We start from the raw sequence: 16,611 nt of genomic DNA, 5'->3' as shown, positions 1-16,611 counted from the left end.
GTGGCTGAGCGATTCGTGGTGACCGGTGGCAACCGGTTGTCAGGCGAAGTCGCAGTAGGGGGCGCCAAAAACAGCGTTCTCAAGCTGATGGCCGCGACACTGTTGGCCGAAGGCACCAGCACGATCACCAACTGTCCGGACATCCTGGATGTGCCGCTGATGGCCGAGGTGCTGCGCGGCCTGGGCGCAACCGTCGAACTGGACGGCGACGTCGCCCGCATCACCTCTCCGGACGAACCGAAATACGACGCCGACTTCGCCGCGGTACGGCAGTTCCGGGCATCGGTGTGCGTGCTGGGACCGCTGGTCGGCCGGTGCAAGCGCGCCCGGGTCGCGCTGCCGGGCGGCGATGCGATCGGATCACGTCCGCTGGACATGCATCAAGCCGGCCTGCGACAACTCGGTGCGCAATGCAACATCGAGCACGGATGCGTAGTGGCACAAGCCGATACGTTGCGCGGCGCGGAGATTCAGCTGGAGTTCCCCTCGGTAGGTGCCACCGAGAACATCTTGATGGCCGCGGTCGTGGCCGAGGGGGTCACCACCATCCACAACGCGGCGCGCGAGCCGGACGTCGTGGATCTCTGCACGATGCTGAACCAGATGGGCGCGCAGATCGAGGGCGCCGGTTCGCCGACGATGACCATCACCGGCGTTCCGAAGTTGCACCCGACCGAACATCGCGTGATCGGCGATCGCATCGTCGCCGCCACCTGGGGAATCGCCGCCGCGATAACCCGCGGCGACATCACGGTGACCGGTATTGACCCGGCGCACCTGCAGGTGGTGCTGCACAAGCTGCACGACGCGGGCGCCACCGTCACGCAGACCGATGACAGTTTCCGGGTCGCGCAGTACGAGCGCCCGAAGGCCGTCAACGTGGCGACCCTGCCGTTCCCCGGATTTCCCACCGACCTGCAGCCGATGGCTATCGCCCTGGCCTCGATCGCGGACGGCACGTCGATGATCACCGAGAACGTATTCGAGGCGCGCTTTCGTTTCGTCGAAGAAATGATCCGCCTCGGTGCCGACGCCCGAACCGACGGGCATCACGCCGTCGTTCGGGGCCTGCCGCAATTGTCGAGTGCACCGGTGTGGTGTTCGGACATTCGGGCGGGCGCCGGCCTGGTGTTGGCCGGGCTTGTCGCCGACGGAGACACCGAGGTCCACGACGTCTTCCACATCGATCGCGGTTACCCGCTGTTCGTGGAAAACCTGGCGATTTTGGGAGCGGAGATCGAGCGGGTACAGTAACCAAAGTCAGTGCCCCACAAGCGCGGTCACCAACGCGAAGGTGAACGAAAGCGGGGCCTTGACTCCCTCGCTGGATTGGTACTAGCCTGGCACGGCTGCTCCCGACACGGTCTCTCGAAGATCAAAACTGGGAGTTGACTAACCTGCCGGACCTGTATTAAGCTGGCAGGGTTGCCCCAAAACGGGCGAAACAAGTGTTGTTTGAGAACTCAATAGTGTGTTTGGTGTTTATTATTTGTTGTTGTTTTTTGACCATACCTAACACCCCCCGTGTGTGGGTGTGGTCGTTATTTTGATGCCAGTTAATTGGTGTCTTTTTGTTAGGTCAGATTTTCTCTGATTGTGAATTCACCTCGTTTCTACGAGGAGTTTTTGTTTGGAGAGTTTGATCCTGGCTCAGGACGAACGCTGGCGGCGTGCTTAACACATGCAAGTCGAACGGAAAGGCCTCTTCGGAGGTACTCGAGTGGCGAACGGGTGAGTAACACGTGGGCAATCTGCCCTGCACTTCGGGATAAGCCTGGGAAACTGGGTCTAATACCGGATAGGACCTTTAGACGCATGTCTTTTGGTGGAAAGCTTTTGCGGTGTGGGATGGGCCCGCGGCCTATCAGCTTGTTGGTGGGGTGATGGCCTACCAAGGCGACGACGGGTAGCCGGCCTGAGAGGGTGTCCGGCCACACTGGGACTGAGATACGGCCCAGACTCCTACGGGAGGCAGCAGTGGGGAATATTGCACAATGGGCGCAAGCCTGATGCAGCGACGCCGCGTGGGGGATGACGGCCTTCGGGTTGTAAACCTCTTTCACCATCGACGAAGGTTCGGGTTTTCTCGGATTGACGGTAGGTGGAGAAGAAGCACCGGCCAACTACGTGCCAGCAGCCGCGGTAATACGTAGGGTGCGAGCGTTGTCCGGAATTACTGGGCGTAAAGAGCTCGTAGGTGGTTTGTCGCGTTGTTCGTGAAATCTCACGGCTTAACTGTGAGCGTGCGGGCGATACGGGCAGACTAGAGTACTGCAGGGGAGACTGGAATTCCTGGTGTAGCGGTGGAATGCGCAGATATCAGGAGGAACACCGGTGGCGAAGGCGGGTCTCTGGGCAGTAACTGACGCTGAGGAGCGAAAGCGTGGGGAGCGAACAGGATTAGATACCCTGGTAGTCCACGCCGTAAACGGTGGGTACTAGGTGTGGGTTTCCTTCCTTGGGATCCGTGCCGTAGCTAACGCATTAAGTACCCCGCCTGGGGAGTACGGCCGCAAGGCTAAAACTCAAAGGAATTGACGGGGGCCCGCACAAGCGGCGGAGCATGTGGATTAATTCGATGCAACGCGAAGAACCTTACCTGGGTTTGACATGCACAGGACGCGTCTAGAGATAGGCGTTCCCTTGTGGCCTGTGTGCAGGTGGTGCATGGCTGTCGTCAGCTCGTGTCGTGAGATGTTGGGTTAAGTCCCGCAACGAGCGCAACCCTTGTCTCATGTTGCCAGCGGGTAATGCCGGGGACTCGTGAGAGACTGCCGGGGTCAACTCGGAGGAAGGTGGGGATGACGTCAAGTCATCATGCCCCTTATGTCCAGGGCTTCACACATGCTACAATGGCCGGTACAAAGGGCTGCGATGCCGTAAGGTTAAGCGAATCCTTTTAAAGCCGGTCTCAGTTCGGATTGGGGTCTGCAACTCGACCCCATGAAGTCGGAGTCGCTAGTAATCGCAGATCAGCAACGCTGCGGTGAATACGTTCCCGGGCCTTGTACACACCGCCCGTCACGTCATGAAAGTCGGTAACACCCGAAGCCAGTGGCCTAACCCTTGGGAGGGAGCTGTCGAAGGTGGGATCGGCGATTGGGACGAAGTCGTAACAAGGTAGCCGTACCGGAAGGTGCGGCTGGATCACCTCCTTTCTAAGGAGCACCACGAAAAGCACTCCAATTGGTGGGGTGCGAGCCGTGAGGGGTTCTCGTCTGTAGTGGACGAAAACCGGGTGCACAGCAGCAAATGATTGCCAGACACACTATTGGGCCCTGAGACAACACTCGGTCGATCCGTGTGGAGTCCCTCCATCTTGGTGGTGGGGTGTGGTGTTTGAGTATTGGATAGTGGTTGCGAGCATCTAGATGAACGCGTAGTCCTTCGGGGCCGGCGTGTTCATCGAAATGTGTAATTTCTTTGATTAACTCTTGTGTGTAAGTAAGTGTTTAAGGGCGCATGGTGGATGCCTTGGCATCGAGAGCCGATGAAGGACGTGGGAGGCTGCGATATGCCTCGGGGAGCTGTCAACCGAGCATTGATCCGAGGATTTCCGAATGGGGAAACCCAGCACGAGTGATGTCGTGTTACCCGTATCTGAATATATAGGGTGCGGGAGGTAACGCGGGGAAGTGAAACATCTCAGTACCCGTAGGAGAAGAAAACAATTGTGATTCCGTCAGTAGTGGCGAGCGAACGCGGAACAGGCTAAACCGCACGCATGTATAACCGGGTAGGGGTTGTGTGCGCGGTGTTGTGGGAGTGATATGTCTCAGCTCTACCTGGCTGAGGGGTAGTCAGAAAGTGTCGTGGTTAGCAGAAATGGCCTGGGATGGCCTGCCGTAGACGGTGAGAGCCCGGTACGCGAAAACCCGTCACCTACCTTGTATCAGTTCCCGAGTAGCAGCGGGCCCGTGGAATCTGCTGTGAATCTGCCGGGACCACCCGGTAAGCCTAAATACTTCTCGATGACCGATAGCGGATTAGTACCGTGAGGGAATGGTGAAAAGTACCCCGGGAGGGGAGTGAAATAGTACCTGAAACCGTGTGCCTACAATCCGTCAAAGCCTCCTCGTGGGGTGATGGCGTGCCTTTTGAAGAATGAGCCTGCGAGTCAGGGACACGTCGCGAGGTTAACCCGTGCGGGGTAGCCGCAGCGAAAGCGAGTCTGAATAGGGCGCATCCCCTTTGGGGTGTAGTGGCGTGTTCTGGACCCGAAGCGGAGTGATCTACCCATGGCCAGGGTGAAGCGCGGGTAAGACCGCGTGGAGGCCCGAACCCACTTAGGTTGAAGACTGAGGGGATGAGCTGTGGGTAGGGGTGAAAGGCCAATCAAACTCCGTGATAGCTGGTTCTCCCCGAAATGCATTTAGGTGCAGCGTTGCGTGGTTCACCACGGAGGTAGAGCTACTGGATGGCCGATGGGCCCTACTAGGTTACTGACGTCAGCCAAACTCCGAATGCCGTGGTGTAAAGCGTGGCAGTGAGACGGCGGGGGATAAGCTCCGTACGTCGAGAGGGAAACAGCCCAGATCGCCGGCTAAGGCCCCTAAGCGTGTGCTAAGTGGAAAAGGATGTGTAGTCGCAAAGACAACCAGGAGGTTGGCTTAGAAGCAGCCACCCTTGAAAGAGTGCGTAATAGCTCACTGGTCAAGTGATTATGCGCCGATAATGTAGCGGGGCTCAAGCACACCGCCGAAGCCGCGGCACATTCACGTTTACGTGGATGTGGGTAGGGGAGCGTCCCCCATTCAGCGAAGCCGCCGGGTAACCGGTGGTGGAGGGTGGGGGAGTGAGAATGCAGGCATGAGTAGCGATAAGGCAAGTGAGAACCTTGCCCGCCGTAAGACCAAGGGTTCCTGGGCCAGGCCAGTCCGCCCAGGGTGAGTCGGGACCTAAGGCGAGGCCGACAGGCGTAGTCGATGGACAACGGGTTGATATTCCCGTACCCGTGTATAGGCGTCCCTGATGAATCAGCGGTACTAACCACCCAAAACCGGATCGACCATTCCCCTTCGGGGGCATGGAGTTTCGGGGCTGCGTGGGACCTTCGCTGGTAGTAGTCAAGCGATGGGGTGACGCAGGAAGGTAGCCGTACCAGTCAGTGGTAATACTGGGGCAAGCCTGTAGGGAGAGCGATAGGCAAATCCGTCGCTCATTGATCCTGAGAGGTGATGCATAGCCGATTGAGGCGAATTCGGTGATCCTCTGCTGCCAAGAAAAGCCTCTAGCGAGCACATACACGGCCCGTACCCCAAACCAACACAGGTGGTCAGGTAGAGAATACCAAGGCGTACGAGATAACTATGGTTAAGGAACTCGGCAAAATGCCCCCGTAACTTCGGGAGAAGGGGGGCCGGAATACCGTGAACACCCTTGCGGTGGGAGCGGGATTCGGCCGCAGAAACCAGTGGGTAGCGACTGTTTACTAAAAACACAGGTCCGTGCGAAGTCGCAAGACGATGTATACGGACTGACGCCTGCCCGGTGCTGGAAGGTTAAGAGGACCCGTTAACCGTAAGGTGAAGCGGAGAATTTAAGCCCCAGTAAACGGCGGTGGTAACTATAACCATCCTAAGGTAGCGAAATTCCTTGTCGGGTAAGTTCCGACCTGCACGAATGGCGTAACGACTTCCCAACTGTCTCAACCATAGACTCGGCGAAATTGCACTACGAGTAAAGATGCTCGTTACGCGCGGCAGGACGAAAAGACCCCGGGACCTTCACTACAACTTGGTATTGGTGTTCGGTACGGTTTGTGTAGGATAGGTGGGAGACTTTGAAGTACAGACGCCAGTTTGTATGGAGTCGTTGTTGAAATACCACTCTGATCGTATTGGACACCTAACGTCGAACCCTTATCGGGTTCACGGACAGTGCCTGGCGGGTAGTTTAACTGGGGCGGTTGCCTCCTAAAATGTAACGGAGGCGCCCAAAGGTTCCCTCAACCTGGACGGCAATCAGGTGTTGAGTGTAAGTGCACAAGGGAGCTTGACTGCGAGACCTACAAGTCAAGCAGGGACGAAAGTCGGGACTAGTGATCCGGCACCTCTGAGTGGAAGGGGTGTCGCTCAACGGATAAAAGGTACCCCGGGGATAACAGGCTGATCTTCCCCAAGAGTCCATATCGACGGGATGGTTTGGCACCTCGATGTCGGCTCGTCGCATCCTGGGGCTGGAGCAGGTCCCAAGGGTTGGGCTGTTCGCCCATTAAAGCGGCACGCGAGCTGGGTTTAGAACGTCGTGAGACAGTTCGGTCTCTATCCGCCGCGCGCGTCAGAAACTTGAGGAAACCTGTCCCTAGTACGAGAGGACCGGGACGGACGAACCTCTGGTATACCAGTTGTCCCACCAGGGGCACGGCTGGATAGCCACGTTCGGACAGGATAACCGCTGAAAGCATCTAAGCGGGAAACCTTCTCCAAGATCAGGTTTCTCACCCTTTTAGAGGGATAAGGCCCCCCGCAGACTACGGGTTCGATAGGCCAGACCTGGAAGCCCAGTAATGGGTGCAGGGAACTGGCACTAACCGGCCGAAAACTTACCAACACACAATCGCAACCACAGTCCAGTTCACGGCAGCAATGTCGTGTAACGCCACACCCCCCACCAAACAAATTTAAATAGAGTTACGGCGGCCACAGCGACAGGGAAACGCCCGGTCCCATTCCGAACCCGGAAGCTAAGCCTGTCAGCGCCGATGATACTGCCCATACGGGTGGAAAAGTAGGACACCGCCGAACATACACAAAAACACCCCCGGTAACGGGGGTGTTTTTGCATTCGCAATCAATCGAATAGCGTCATATTCTCCCGTTGCTTTTCTAATTCGAGCAACGTGCGCTTTCGGCCGAGCCCGCCGCCGAATCCGGTGAGGCTGCCGTTGGCGCCGATGACGCGATGGCAGGGAACGACGATGGCGATCGGATTGTGCCCGTTGGCCAACCCGACGGCACGGGCGGCGCCCGGTGCCGCGATCTGCTCGGCGATGTCACCGTACGAGCGGGTTTCGCCGTACGGAATGGTCAGCAGGGCCTGCCATACGCGACGCTGAAATTCGGTGCCCCGCAGGTCGAGCTGAACATCGAAATGCGTCAGCTCGCCGGCGAAATACGCGCCGAGTTGCTCGACCGCCTCGCCGAACGCCTGCGGGTTCGGCGACCAGTCCGTGCGGCTCGGCTCGTAGGTCTGGTCGACCATGCGAAGATTCGTCAGCACCGAGCCGCGACCAGCCAGGGTCAGCAGTCCGATCGGGCTGTCGATAATGCGGTACTCGATCATGCGACCTCCTGTGGCGGCCATTGATTTACCGGATGCTCGAGAGTGGTCCAAAGGTATTGGGTGGCATAGGAACGCCAGGGTCGCCACCGCGCACTGCGCGCGACGAGCGAGCGTTCGGCGGACGGCAGACCCAGCTGTTTGGCGGCCAGGCGCAGGCCCAGATCGCTGGCCGGGAATGCGTCGGGGTCGCCCAGGCCGCGCATCGCGATCACTTCCGCGGTCCAGGGACCGACACCCGGCAAGGCCAGCAATTGTGTTCGGGCGCTTTCCCAGTCGCATCCGGCACCCAACTCGACACTTCCGGCGGCGAGGCCGGCGACCAGAGCGCTCAGCGTCCGTTGCCGGGCCTTGGGCACCGCCAGATGGATGGGGTCGATGTCCGCGAGTTGCTCGACCGATGGGAAGGTGTGGGTCAACGTTTTCTCGGGATCATTGATCGGCTGCCCGTAGGCGGCGACCAGTCGGCCCGCGTGAGTGCGCGCTGCCTTGGTGGACACCTGCTGGCCCAGCACCGCGCGCACCGCCAGTTCGGCTTCGTCGACCGTGCGCGGGATCCGCTGGCCCGGCGCCTTGGCGACGACGGCGCAGAATTCCGCGTCGTCGCTCAGCGCTTCGTCGACCGCGTCCGGGTCGGCGTCGAGGTCCAGCAGCCGCCGGCAGCGCGCGATAGCCGTTGTCAGATCCCGAAAGTCGTCGAGTACGAGCACGCACCGGACATGATCGTCGGCGGGTGTCAGGGTGACGATTGCGTTGCCGAACGGGAGGCGCAGGCTGCGTCGGTAGGCGCCAGCGCGGACTTCCTCGCAACCGGGGACCGTGCTCGCGGCCAGGTGACCGAAGACACCGCCATAGGCGAAGGGTGTGCGCACCGGAAGCCGAAGACACACGGTGCCAGTGGATTTCGGGCTCGAACCGGAGCGTGTGGTCGCGCGCTGGCGCAGCGCGCGCGGTGTGTTCTCGAAGACGGACCGCACGGTGTCGTTGAACTGACGGATGCTGGAAAAGCCGGAGGCGAAGGCGACATCGCCGAAGGGCAGGTCCGTGGTTTCGATCAGCACCCGGGCGGTCTGAGCCCGTTGGGCGCGGGCCAGGGCGAGCGGGCCGGCCCCGACCTCGGCCTGTAGCAGCCGTTCCAGCTGCCGGGTGGTGTAACCGAGATGGGCGGCCAGACCGCCGACACCTTCGCGGTCCACCGTCCCGTCGGCGATCAGCCGCATCGTTCGCGCCACGACGTCACCGCGCACATTCCACTCGGGAGAACCCGGGGACGCGTCAGGGCGGCACCGCTTGCATGCTCGAAAGCCCGCTCGCTGAGCGGCCGCCGCCGTCGGGTAAAACCGCACGTTACGCGCGAACGGTGGCCGCACCGGGCAGCTGGGCCGGCAGTAGATGCGGGTGGTCAGCACCGCGGTGACGAACCATCCGTCGAACCGGGCGTCCTTGGACTGGACGGCGCGGTAGCAGCGTTCGAAATCGTCGTGCACGTTTCCAGATTTACACCCGCGCGCCGACAAAACTGGCGGAAAAGCGACATCGTCGTGGAAGCTGGGACAAGCCGACTCGCCATCCCAGGTAGCCGGTCTTAGTCGCGATGACCGACGCATTGAATATTCATGGGTCGACGGGCGACGCCAGCTGAGTGGGACGCTCATGCCCGCGCAGGGTCACGGTGTCGCCCAACGACCAACGCGCCCGCTCGTTTTCGCTTGCGCCCTCGATCGCGTCGGCCGTCGCGAGAAGTCGGCTCGAGTGTGACTTGGCAAGCTCGCACAGCCGGGCCGCTTCGTTGACCGGTTCACCGATCACGGTGTATTCGAAACGCTCCCTGGCGCCGACGTTTCCGGCGACGGCGCGACCCGCCGCGACACCGATGCCGGCCGACAGCTCGGACATTTCATTGGCCAGCCGCTCGGTGATGCAGCGGGCGGCGGCGAGCGCCGCGTCCTCCGGGCTGTCCAGGCGGTTCGGTGCTCCGAAGATGGCCAGCGACGCATCGCCTTCAAACTTGTTGACCAGTCCGCAATGTCGATCCACCTCTTCGACGACAATGGCGAAGAATTGGTTGAGCACACTGACGACTTCGGCCGGTGGGCTGTTCGTCACCAACTGCGTGGAGCCGATGATGTCGATGAATACGACCGCGACGTGGCGTTCCTCGCCGCCGAGCTTCGGCCGCTCGCGTTCGGCGGCCAGGGCGACTTCGCGCCCCACATGCCGGCCGAAAAGATCGCGCACGCGCTCGCGTTCGCGCAAGCCGTCGACCATCGCGTTGAAACCGCGTTGCAGCTCACCGAGTTCCGTTCCGTCGAACACCACCAGATCGCCGCGGAGGTTTCCCCGCTCGACGCGCCGCAACGCCGCCATGACTACGCGCACCGGTGTCGCCGTCAGCCAGGCCAGGATCCACATCAAGATGCATCCGAAGATCAGCGTCGCAAACGAGACCATCAGCACAGCGACCGCGAACTCGGTCTCGGTCAAGTTTTTCATCAGGAGCTGGAAGGCGGTCAGGACGACGATGCCGATGACCGGCACACCCGACCCGAGGAACCACACCGTCATGGTCCGGCCCATGATGCCGGCCGTCAGTCGCCGTGGCGGCGGCCCCGCCTCGAGCGCCTGGGCGGCCACCGGCCGCAGCGCGAACTCGGCGAGCAGATAGCTCCCGGTGGCCACCAGAACCCCGCAGAAGCCAACCCCCACCAGGAACCGCGGGATGAACAAGGTGTTGACCAGGCCGTAGAGGACTGTGAGCACTACCGCCCCGACGCCCCACAAAACGAGGTCGACCAATGCGATTCGCCACGGGGCGATGAACGTGTTGCGCTCGTCCTCAGGGGTCGGCGCGCGCTCCTCGATCGCCCACCGCAATGCGAGCACGGTCCGGCGAGTGATCCAGTAGACGCCTATGGTCAGGGCCAGTGCGACATAGGCAGGCGCGGCGCCGAAGGTGACCCACCAGGGCGCGTCGTTGAACACGCTCGGTGCGGGAATGGCGACCGTCACCAACAGCAGCGCGGCGCCGATGCCGATCAGGTTTGCGCCCAGCACCAGCACGGTCAGGATGACCTGAATGCGGATGCGGCGGCGGTGTTGGCTCTCCGAGACCCGCCCGAGTAGGAACGACCCGTATGCAGGTGTTTCCGGCAGACGTCCGCTCTGACGGGTGACTCTCTCTAGCACCCGCCCTATACGTCGTGCCATCGTCTGACTGGCCAACATGGTGGCGTCAGCCTATGTCGTCGGCCAGGCTCTAAGGTGAGTCGGGTGCGTCTAGTGATCGCTCAATGCACGGTTGACTATGTCGGCAGGCTCACCGCGCATCTGCCATCCGCCCGCAGGTTGCTGCTGTTCAAGGCCGATGGATCGGTCAGTGTGCACGCCGACGACCGCGCCTACAAGCCATTGAATTGGATGAGCCCGCCGTGCTGGCTGACCGAAGAGACCGGTGATCGGGCCCCGGTGTGGGTGGTTGAAAACAAGGTGGGCGAACAGTTGCGCATCACCGTCGAGGAGATCGAACACGACTCCAGCCACCAGCTCGGCGTCGATCCGGGGCTGGTCAAGGACGGCGTCGAGGCGCACCTGCAGGCGCTGCTCGCCGAGCACGTGCAACTGCTGGGCGAGGGGTACACGCTGGTTCGCCGCGAGTACATGACGGCCATCGGCCCGGTCGATCTGCTCTGCCGTGACGAACGCGGTGGCTCGGTGGCGGTGGAGATCAAGCGTCGCGGCGAGATCGACGGCGTCGAACAGCTCACCCGGTATCTGGAGCTGCTCAACCGCGACTCGGTGCTCGCGCCGGTGAAAGGCGTGTTCGCCGCCCAACAGATCAAGCCGCAGGCCCGCACACTGGCCACCGATCGCGGAATCCGTTGTCTGACATTGGATTACGACAAGATGCGCGGGATGGACAGTGACGAGTACCGGCTGTTCTGACGGCTCGCACTAGACTGCGCCCATGGCTCGGCGCCGTACCCCGCCACGTCGGCAGCGGCCGTTGGCGCCGCCGCCGGCGCCGCGGCGGGTGGAACTCGGGCCCGACGGCCACGAGTACGAAGTGCGTCCCGTCGCGGCTGCCCGTGCGGTCAAAACGTATAGGTGCCCCGGTTGCGACCACGAAATACGCTCCGGCTCAGCACATCTGGTGGTATGGCCGATCGATTCGACACTCGGGGCAGGCCCCGGTCAAGTCGAGGACCGCCGCCATTGGCACACGCCGTGCTGGGCGCACCGCGCTACGCGCGGTCCAACCAGGAAGTGGTCTTGAAAAGCCGGTTTCAGGCGCCCGGTTCGACGAGTTCGATGAGAACGCCGCCGCCGTCCTTGGGGTGGATGAAGTTCATCCGGGAGTTTGCCGTGCCGCGTCGGGGTGCGTCGTAGATCAGGCGCACGCCCTGCTCGCGGAGCTGTTCGGCGAGGGTGTCGAGGTCGCTGACCCGAACGGCCATCTGCTGGATGCCCGGCCCGCGCTTGTCGAGGAACTTCGCGATCGTCGAGGACTCGTCGATCGGGGCCATCAACTGGATCTGTGCGGTGCCCGCCGGGGCGCCGCGCACGGCCAGCATGGCTTCGCGGATTCCCTGCTCCTCGTTGACTTCCTCGTGCACCAGGATCATGCCGAGGGTGTCGTGGTACCAGGTGATTGCGGCGTCCAGGTCGGCGACTGCGATGCCGACGTGATCGATCGCCGTCACCAGTGAGGTGGCCAGGATCTGACGGGCGTCAACTTGATCGGTCGTCATCACATAACGGTAACCTGACGGCAAAGATTGCGCTTCTCCGGGAGGCCCAAACGGCCATCGAGGGAGCGCCTAGCAGGCCTTAGGAGATAGTCATGACGACGTCGGTGATCGTTGCTGGAGCACGGACACCCATCGGAAAGTTGATGGGTTCGCTGAAGGACTTTTCCGCCAGCGATCTGGGGGCGATCGCGATCGCGGGCGCACTGGAAAAGGCCAAGGTTCCGGCCTCCGCGGTCGACTACGTGATCATGGGCCAGGTGCTCACGGCCGGGGCCGGTCAGATGCCGGCGCGCCAGGCGGCCGTGGCGGCCGGCATCGGGTGGGATGTTCCGGCGCTGACCATCAACAAGATGTGTCTGTCCGGCATCGACTCCATCGCGCTGGCTGACCAGCTCATCCGCGCCGGGGAGTTCGACGTGGTGGTGGCCGGCGGCCAGGAGTCGATGACCAAGGCGCCGCACCTGCTGATGGACAGCCGCTCGGGCTACAAGTACGGCGACGTGACGGTGCTGGACCACATGGCCTACGACGGCCTGCACGACGTGTTCACCGACCAGCCGATGGGGGCGCTCACCGAGCAGCGCAACGACGTCGACGAATTCACCCGGCAGGAGCAGGACGAGTTCGCTGCGCGGTCCCACCAGAAGGCAGCCGCGGCATGGAAGGACGGCGTGTTCACCGACGAGGTGGTGCCGGTCAACATCCCGCAGCGCAAAGGTGATCCGCTGCAGTTCACCGAGGACGAGGGCATCCGGGCCAACACCACCGCCGAGTCGCTGGCCGGCCTCAAGCCGGCATTCCGCCGCGACGGCACCATCACCGCCGGTTCGGCCTCGCAGATCTCCGATGGCGCGGCCGCCGTCGTGGTGATGAGCAAGGCCAAGGCCCAGGAAATGGGGCTGAGCTGGCTGGCCGAGATCGGCGCGCACGGCGTGGTGGCCGGCCCGGACTCCACCCTGCAGTCGCAGCCGGCGAACGCGATCAAGAAGGCGCTCGGCCGTGAGGGCATCTCCGTCGACCAGCTCGACGTGATCGAAATCAACGAGGCGTTCTCCGCGGTGGCGCTGGCGTCCACCCGCGAACTGGGCGTCAACCCCGACCTCGTCAACGTCAACGGCGGCGCGATCGCCGTCGGGCACCCCATCGGGATGTCCGGGGCGCGGATCACGCTGCACGCCGCGCTGGAGCTGTCCCGACGCGGCTCCGGGTACGCCGTCGCCGCGCTGTGCGGGGCCGGCGGGCAGGGCGACGCCCTGATTCTGCGCGCGGGCTAGCCGCAGTCAGGGGCTTATCGGACGTTGCTGGGACGACGCGCCGATGAATAATTGTGATCTTCGTCATATTTGCTGTTGACGACCCCGCCCGGGGCCCTTTTCGCCCGGTCGTGGCGCCGCCTGACGCGGTCGCGACCGGGTGGATGGGCAGCCCGGGCGCATGACAAACTTGACGGCGTGACGCGTCCGCGACCCTCTATCGGCCCCGCCCTGGCTGGTGCGGTCGATCTCTCCGGTCTCAAGCAACGGCCCCAGCCGGCGAGCGGCCCTCCCGCGGGGGCGGCGCCGTCGGCCGGCGAGGGCGACACCGGAATCATCGCGGTCACCGAGGCCAACTTCGAGGCCGAGGTGCTGCTCCGCTCCGAGGAAGTCCCCGTCGTGGTGCTGCTGTGGTCACCGCGCAGCGACGCGTGCGTGCAGCTGCTCGACACCTTCGCCGGCCTGGCAGCGCAGGACAACGGCAGGTGGTCGCTGACGACGGTCAACGTCGACGTCGCGCCGAGGGTCGCGCAAATATTCGGCGTCGACGCGGTCCCCACCGTCGTGGCGCTGGCCGCCGGTCAGCCGATATCGAGTTTTCAGGGAATGCAGCCGGCGGAGCAGTTGCGCGGCTGGTTGGACCAGATTCTCTCGGCGACCGCCGGAAAGCTCAGAGGCTCAACGGGTCCCGGTGAGACGGAGGCCGTCGATCCGGAGCTGGCCGCGGCCCGTCAGCAATTGGAAGACGGCGACTTCGAAGCGGCCAAGTCGTCGTATCAGTCGATACTGGACGCCAACCCCGCCAACGCCGAAGCCAAGGGTGCGATCCGCCAGATCGAATTCCTCACGCGCGCAACCGCGCAACCCCCGGATGCCGTCGCGGCTGCCGACGCCGCGCCCGGCGACATCCAAGCCGCCCTCGCCGCGGCCGACGTGCAAATCTTGAATCAGGATGTCGCAGCCGCCTTCGACCGTCTGATTGCCTTGGTGCGCAACACATCCGGCGACGATCGCACCCTGGTGCGCACCCGGCTGGTCGAGCTGTTCGAGATCTTCGACCCCGCCGATCCAGAGGTTGTCGCCGGCCGGCGTAATCTCGCCAACGCGCTGTACTGACGCGGCCGTTACTCGGGTTCCAGCCACAGCGCCGAGGTGGGCGGCAGCACCAACAGCGCCGACGCCGGCCGGCCATGCCACGGGTCTTCCGTAGCGTCGACGCCGCCCATATTGCCGATACCCGAACCGTTGTAGACCGTCGCGTCGGTGTTGAGCACCTCGCGCCAGCGCCCCGCCTGTGGCAGACCCAGCCGGTATCCGCCGTGCTCGGCGCCCGCGAAGTTGAACACGCACGCCATCACCGAGCCGTCCTTGCCGTAACGCAGGAAGCTCAACACGTTGTTACCCGAGTCGTTGGCGTCGATCCAGGAGTATCCGTCGGGCACGGTGTCCTGGCTCCACAACGCCGGGTGACTGCGGTAGACACCGTTGATGTCGCCGATCAGGCGCAGGATCCCGTTGGAGAACCCTTGCTCGTCGAGCTGCCACCAATCGAGGCCGCGCTCCTCCGACCACTCGGCGCGCTGCCCGAATTCCTGTCCCATGAACAGCAATTGCTTGCCCGGGTGCGCCCACTGGTAGGCGAGCAGGCTCCGCAGCCCGGCCGCCTTGACGTGGTTGTTGCCCGGCATCCGGCCCCACAGCGTGCCCTTGCCGTGGACCACCTCGTCATGGCTGATCGGCAGCACATAGTTTTCACTGAACGCGTACAGCATCGAGAACGTCATCTCGTGGTGGTGGAAGCTGCGGTAGATCGGATCGCGACTGATGTAGTCGAGCGTGTCGTGCATCCAACCCATGTTCCACTTCATCGAGAAGCCCAGACCGCCAAGGTTTGTCGGGCGGGTGACCCCCGGCCACGAAGTCGACTCTTCGGCGATGGTGACGATGCCCGGGGCGGTCTTGTGCACCGTGGCGTTCATCTCCTGCAGGAACTGCACGGCCTCGAGGTTCTCCCGTCCGCCGTAGATGTTGGGGGTCCAACCGCCTTCCGGGCGTGAGTAATCCAGGTAGAGCATCGAGGCGACCGCGTCCACCCGCAGGCCGTCGACGTGGAACTCTTCGAGCCAGAACAGTGCGTTGGCCACCAGGAAGTTGCGGACCTCCCGTCGACCGAAGTCGAATACGTAAGTGCCCCAATCGAGTTGCTCGCCCCGCTTGGGATCGGAGTGCTCATACAGCGGCGTGCCGTCGAAGCGGCCCAGCGCCCAGGCATCCTTGGGGAAGTGGGCCGGCACCCAGTCCACCAGCACGCCGATGCCGGCCTGGTGCAATGCGTCGACCAGCGCCCGGAACTCGTCCGGTGTCCCGAAGCGCGACGTCGGAGCGTAATACGACGTCACCTGGTAGCCCCACGATCCCGCGAAGGGGTGCTCGGCGACCGGCAGCAGCTCGACGTGGGTGAACCCGTGCTCCACCACGTAATCGGTGAGCTCACGGGCCAACTGCCGATAGTTCAGGCCGGGACGCCAGGAACCCAGGTGGACCTCATAAGTGCTCATCGGCTCGAACACCGGGTTGCGCTGCGCGCGTGCCGTCATCCAGTCAGCGTCCTCCCAGGTGTACTGGCTGCGGGTGACCCGCGATGCGGTGTGCGGCGGCACCTCGGTGGCAAATGCCATCGGGTCGGCGCGGTCGGTCGCCACGCCGTCGGCGCCGTGCACGCGGAACTTGTACAGCCCCTCGAGCGGGAACCCGGGCCAGAACAACTCCCAGACGCCCGATGACCCCAGCACCCGCATCGGGGCTTCGGTGCCGGTCCAGCCGTTGAACTCACCGATCAGAGTGACACCTTTGGCGTTGGGCGCCCACACGGCGAACGACACGCCGGTGACGACGCCGTCGGCCGTGGTGAATGAGCGGGGATGTGCGCCAAGGACTTCCCAGAGCCGCTCGTGGCGTCCCTCCCCGAACAAGTGAAGGTCGACCTCGCCCAAAGTCGGCAGAAAACGGTACGCGTCTGCGACGACGTACGGCTCGGCACCTTCATAGGTGATCTGCAGCCGATAGTCGATCAAGTTGACGAACGGCAAGACCACGCCGAAAAGACCGGAATCGATGTGCTGCATAGGGAATCGGTCGTCACCGACCAGCGCGACGACTTCGGCCGCATGCGGCCGGTACGCCCGGATGACGGTGTGATCGCCGTACTCGTGAGCGCCAAGAATGCTGTGCGGGTTGTGGTGTGTGCCGGCGACCAGGCGCGACAGGTCGGCCGGATCGGGCGCCAAGTGTGTCCGAGCGAGTTGGTCGGCTTGGCTCATGTCCCTTTC

The 16,611-nt window shown here is 63.0% G+C and carries 10 protein-coding genes and 3 rRNA genes; 8 read left to right on the top strand and 5 right to left on the bottom strand.

Features of this window, described 5'->3' with window-relative positions; all coding sequences use genetic code 11:
* The 4 genes from murA (at nt 1) to rrf (ending at nt 6,746) form a co-directional block, all read left to right on the top strand.
* Entirely contained in the window at nt 1-1,254 is a 1,254-nt protein-coding gene (murA, locus tag AC5Y7E_RS18670; RefSeq protein ID WP_007773898.1) for a UDP-N-acetylglucosamine 1-carboxyvinyltransferase, read from the top strand.
* A gap of 373 nt (nt 1,255-1,627) precedes the next feature.
* Nucleotides 1,628-3,158: ribosomal RNA gene (locus AC5Y7E_RS18665) — 16S ribosomal RNA — on the top strand.
* A 284-nt stretch (nt 3,159-3,442) separates the two neighbouring features.
* Nucleotides 3,443-6,552: ribosomal RNA gene (locus AC5Y7E_RS18660) — 23S ribosomal RNA — on the top strand.
* Nucleotides 6,553-6,633: 81 nt separating this feature from the next.
* A 5S ribosomal RNA gene (gene rrf, locus AC5Y7E_RS18655) occupies nt 6,634-6,746 on the top strand.
* Together the 16S, 23S and 5S rRNA genes form the textbook arrangement of a ribosomal RNA operon.
* Before the next feature lie 46 nt (nt 6,747-6,792).
* On the opposite strand, the gene AC5Y7E_RS18650 is transcribed toward rrf, so the two are convergent.
* From AC5Y7E_RS18650 to AC5Y7E_RS18640, 3 genes are all read right to left on the bottom strand, one after another.
* Nucleotides 6,793-7,284: a methylated-DNA--[protein]-cysteine S-methyltransferase gene (locus AC5Y7E_RS18650; RefSeq protein WP_499950270.1), complete on the bottom strand. Its 492-nt coding sequence runs from the start codon at nt 7,282-7,284 to the stop codon at nt 6,793-6,795.
* A complete protein-coding gene (locus tag AC5Y7E_RS18645; protein WP_499950268.1) occupies nt 7,281-8,768 on the bottom strand; it encodes an AlkA N-terminal domain-containing protein in 1,488 nt (495 codons plus the stop codon). The genes AC5Y7E_RS18650 and AC5Y7E_RS18645 overlap by 4 nt, the downstream gene beginning before the upstream one ends.
* Nucleotides 8,769-8,895: 127 nt before the next feature.
* The gene (locus AC5Y7E_RS18640; RefSeq protein ID WP_499921304.1) at nt 8,896-10,506 is read right to left on the bottom strand and encodes an adenylate/guanylate cyclase domain-containing protein; all 1,611 of its coding nucleotides are present in this window, start codon (nt 10,504-10,506) and stop codon (nt 8,896-8,898) included.
* 45 nt (nt 10,507-10,551) lie between these two features.
* Here AC5Y7E_RS18640 and nucS point away from each other — a divergent pair, with 45 nt between their 5' ends.
* Together nucS and AC5Y7E_RS18630 are read left to right on the top strand one after the other, a co-directional pair.
* Nucleotides 10,552-11,223 carry an endonuclease NucS gene (nucS, locus tag AC5Y7E_RS18635; protein ID WP_499950267.1) on the top strand — a complete coding sequence of 224 codons (672 nt, stop codon included), beginning with the start codon at nt 10,552-10,554 and terminating at the stop codon, nt 11,221-11,223.
* Nucleotides 11,224-11,245: 22 nt separating this feature from the next.
* Nucleotides 11,246-11,554, top strand: a complete 309-nt coding sequence (locus AC5Y7E_RS18630; RefSeq protein WP_499921308.1) for an Rv1322 family protein — start codon at nt 11,246-11,248, stop codon at nt 11,552-11,554.
* Nucleotides 11,555-11,564: 10 nt separating this feature from the next.
* Here the strand turns inward: AC5Y7E_RS18630 and mce are convergent, their stop codons facing one another.
* The gene (mce, locus tag AC5Y7E_RS18625) at nt 11,565-12,032 is read right to left on the bottom strand and encodes a methylmalonyl-CoA epimerase (RefSeq protein ID WP_499921310.1); all 468 of its coding nucleotides are present in this window, start codon (nt 12,030-12,032) and stop codon (nt 11,565-11,567) included.
* A gap of 89 nt (nt 12,033-12,121) precedes the next feature.
* Here mce and AC5Y7E_RS18620 point away from each other — a divergent pair, with 89 nt between their 5' ends.
* Complete coding sequence (locus AC5Y7E_RS18620) at nt 12,122-13,303, top strand: acetyl-CoA C-acetyltransferase (protein WP_499950266.1); 1,182 nt, start codon at nt 12,122-12,124, stop codon at nt 13,301-13,303.
* Nucleotides 13,304-13,480: 177 nt separating this feature from the next.
* Nucleotides 13,481-14,398, top strand: a complete 918-nt coding sequence (locus AC5Y7E_RS18615) for a co-chaperone YbbN (protein ID WP_499950263.1) — start codon at nt 13,481-13,483, stop codon at nt 14,396-14,398.
* Nucleotides 14,399-14,406: 8 nt separating this feature from the next.
* On the opposite strand, the gene glgB is transcribed toward AC5Y7E_RS18615, so the two are convergent.
* Nucleotides 14,407-16,602, bottom strand: a complete 2,196-nt coding sequence (gene glgB / locus AC5Y7E_RS18610) for a 1,4-alpha-glucan branching protein GlgB (RefSeq protein WP_499950261.1) — start codon at nt 16,600-16,602, stop codon at nt 14,407-14,409.
* Nucleotides 16,603-16,611: the final 9 nt, after the last annotated feature.

The organism is Mycobacterium sp. NGS17, assembly GCF_059813205.1.
This window is presented reverse-complemented; position numbering and strand designations above follow the sequence as displayed.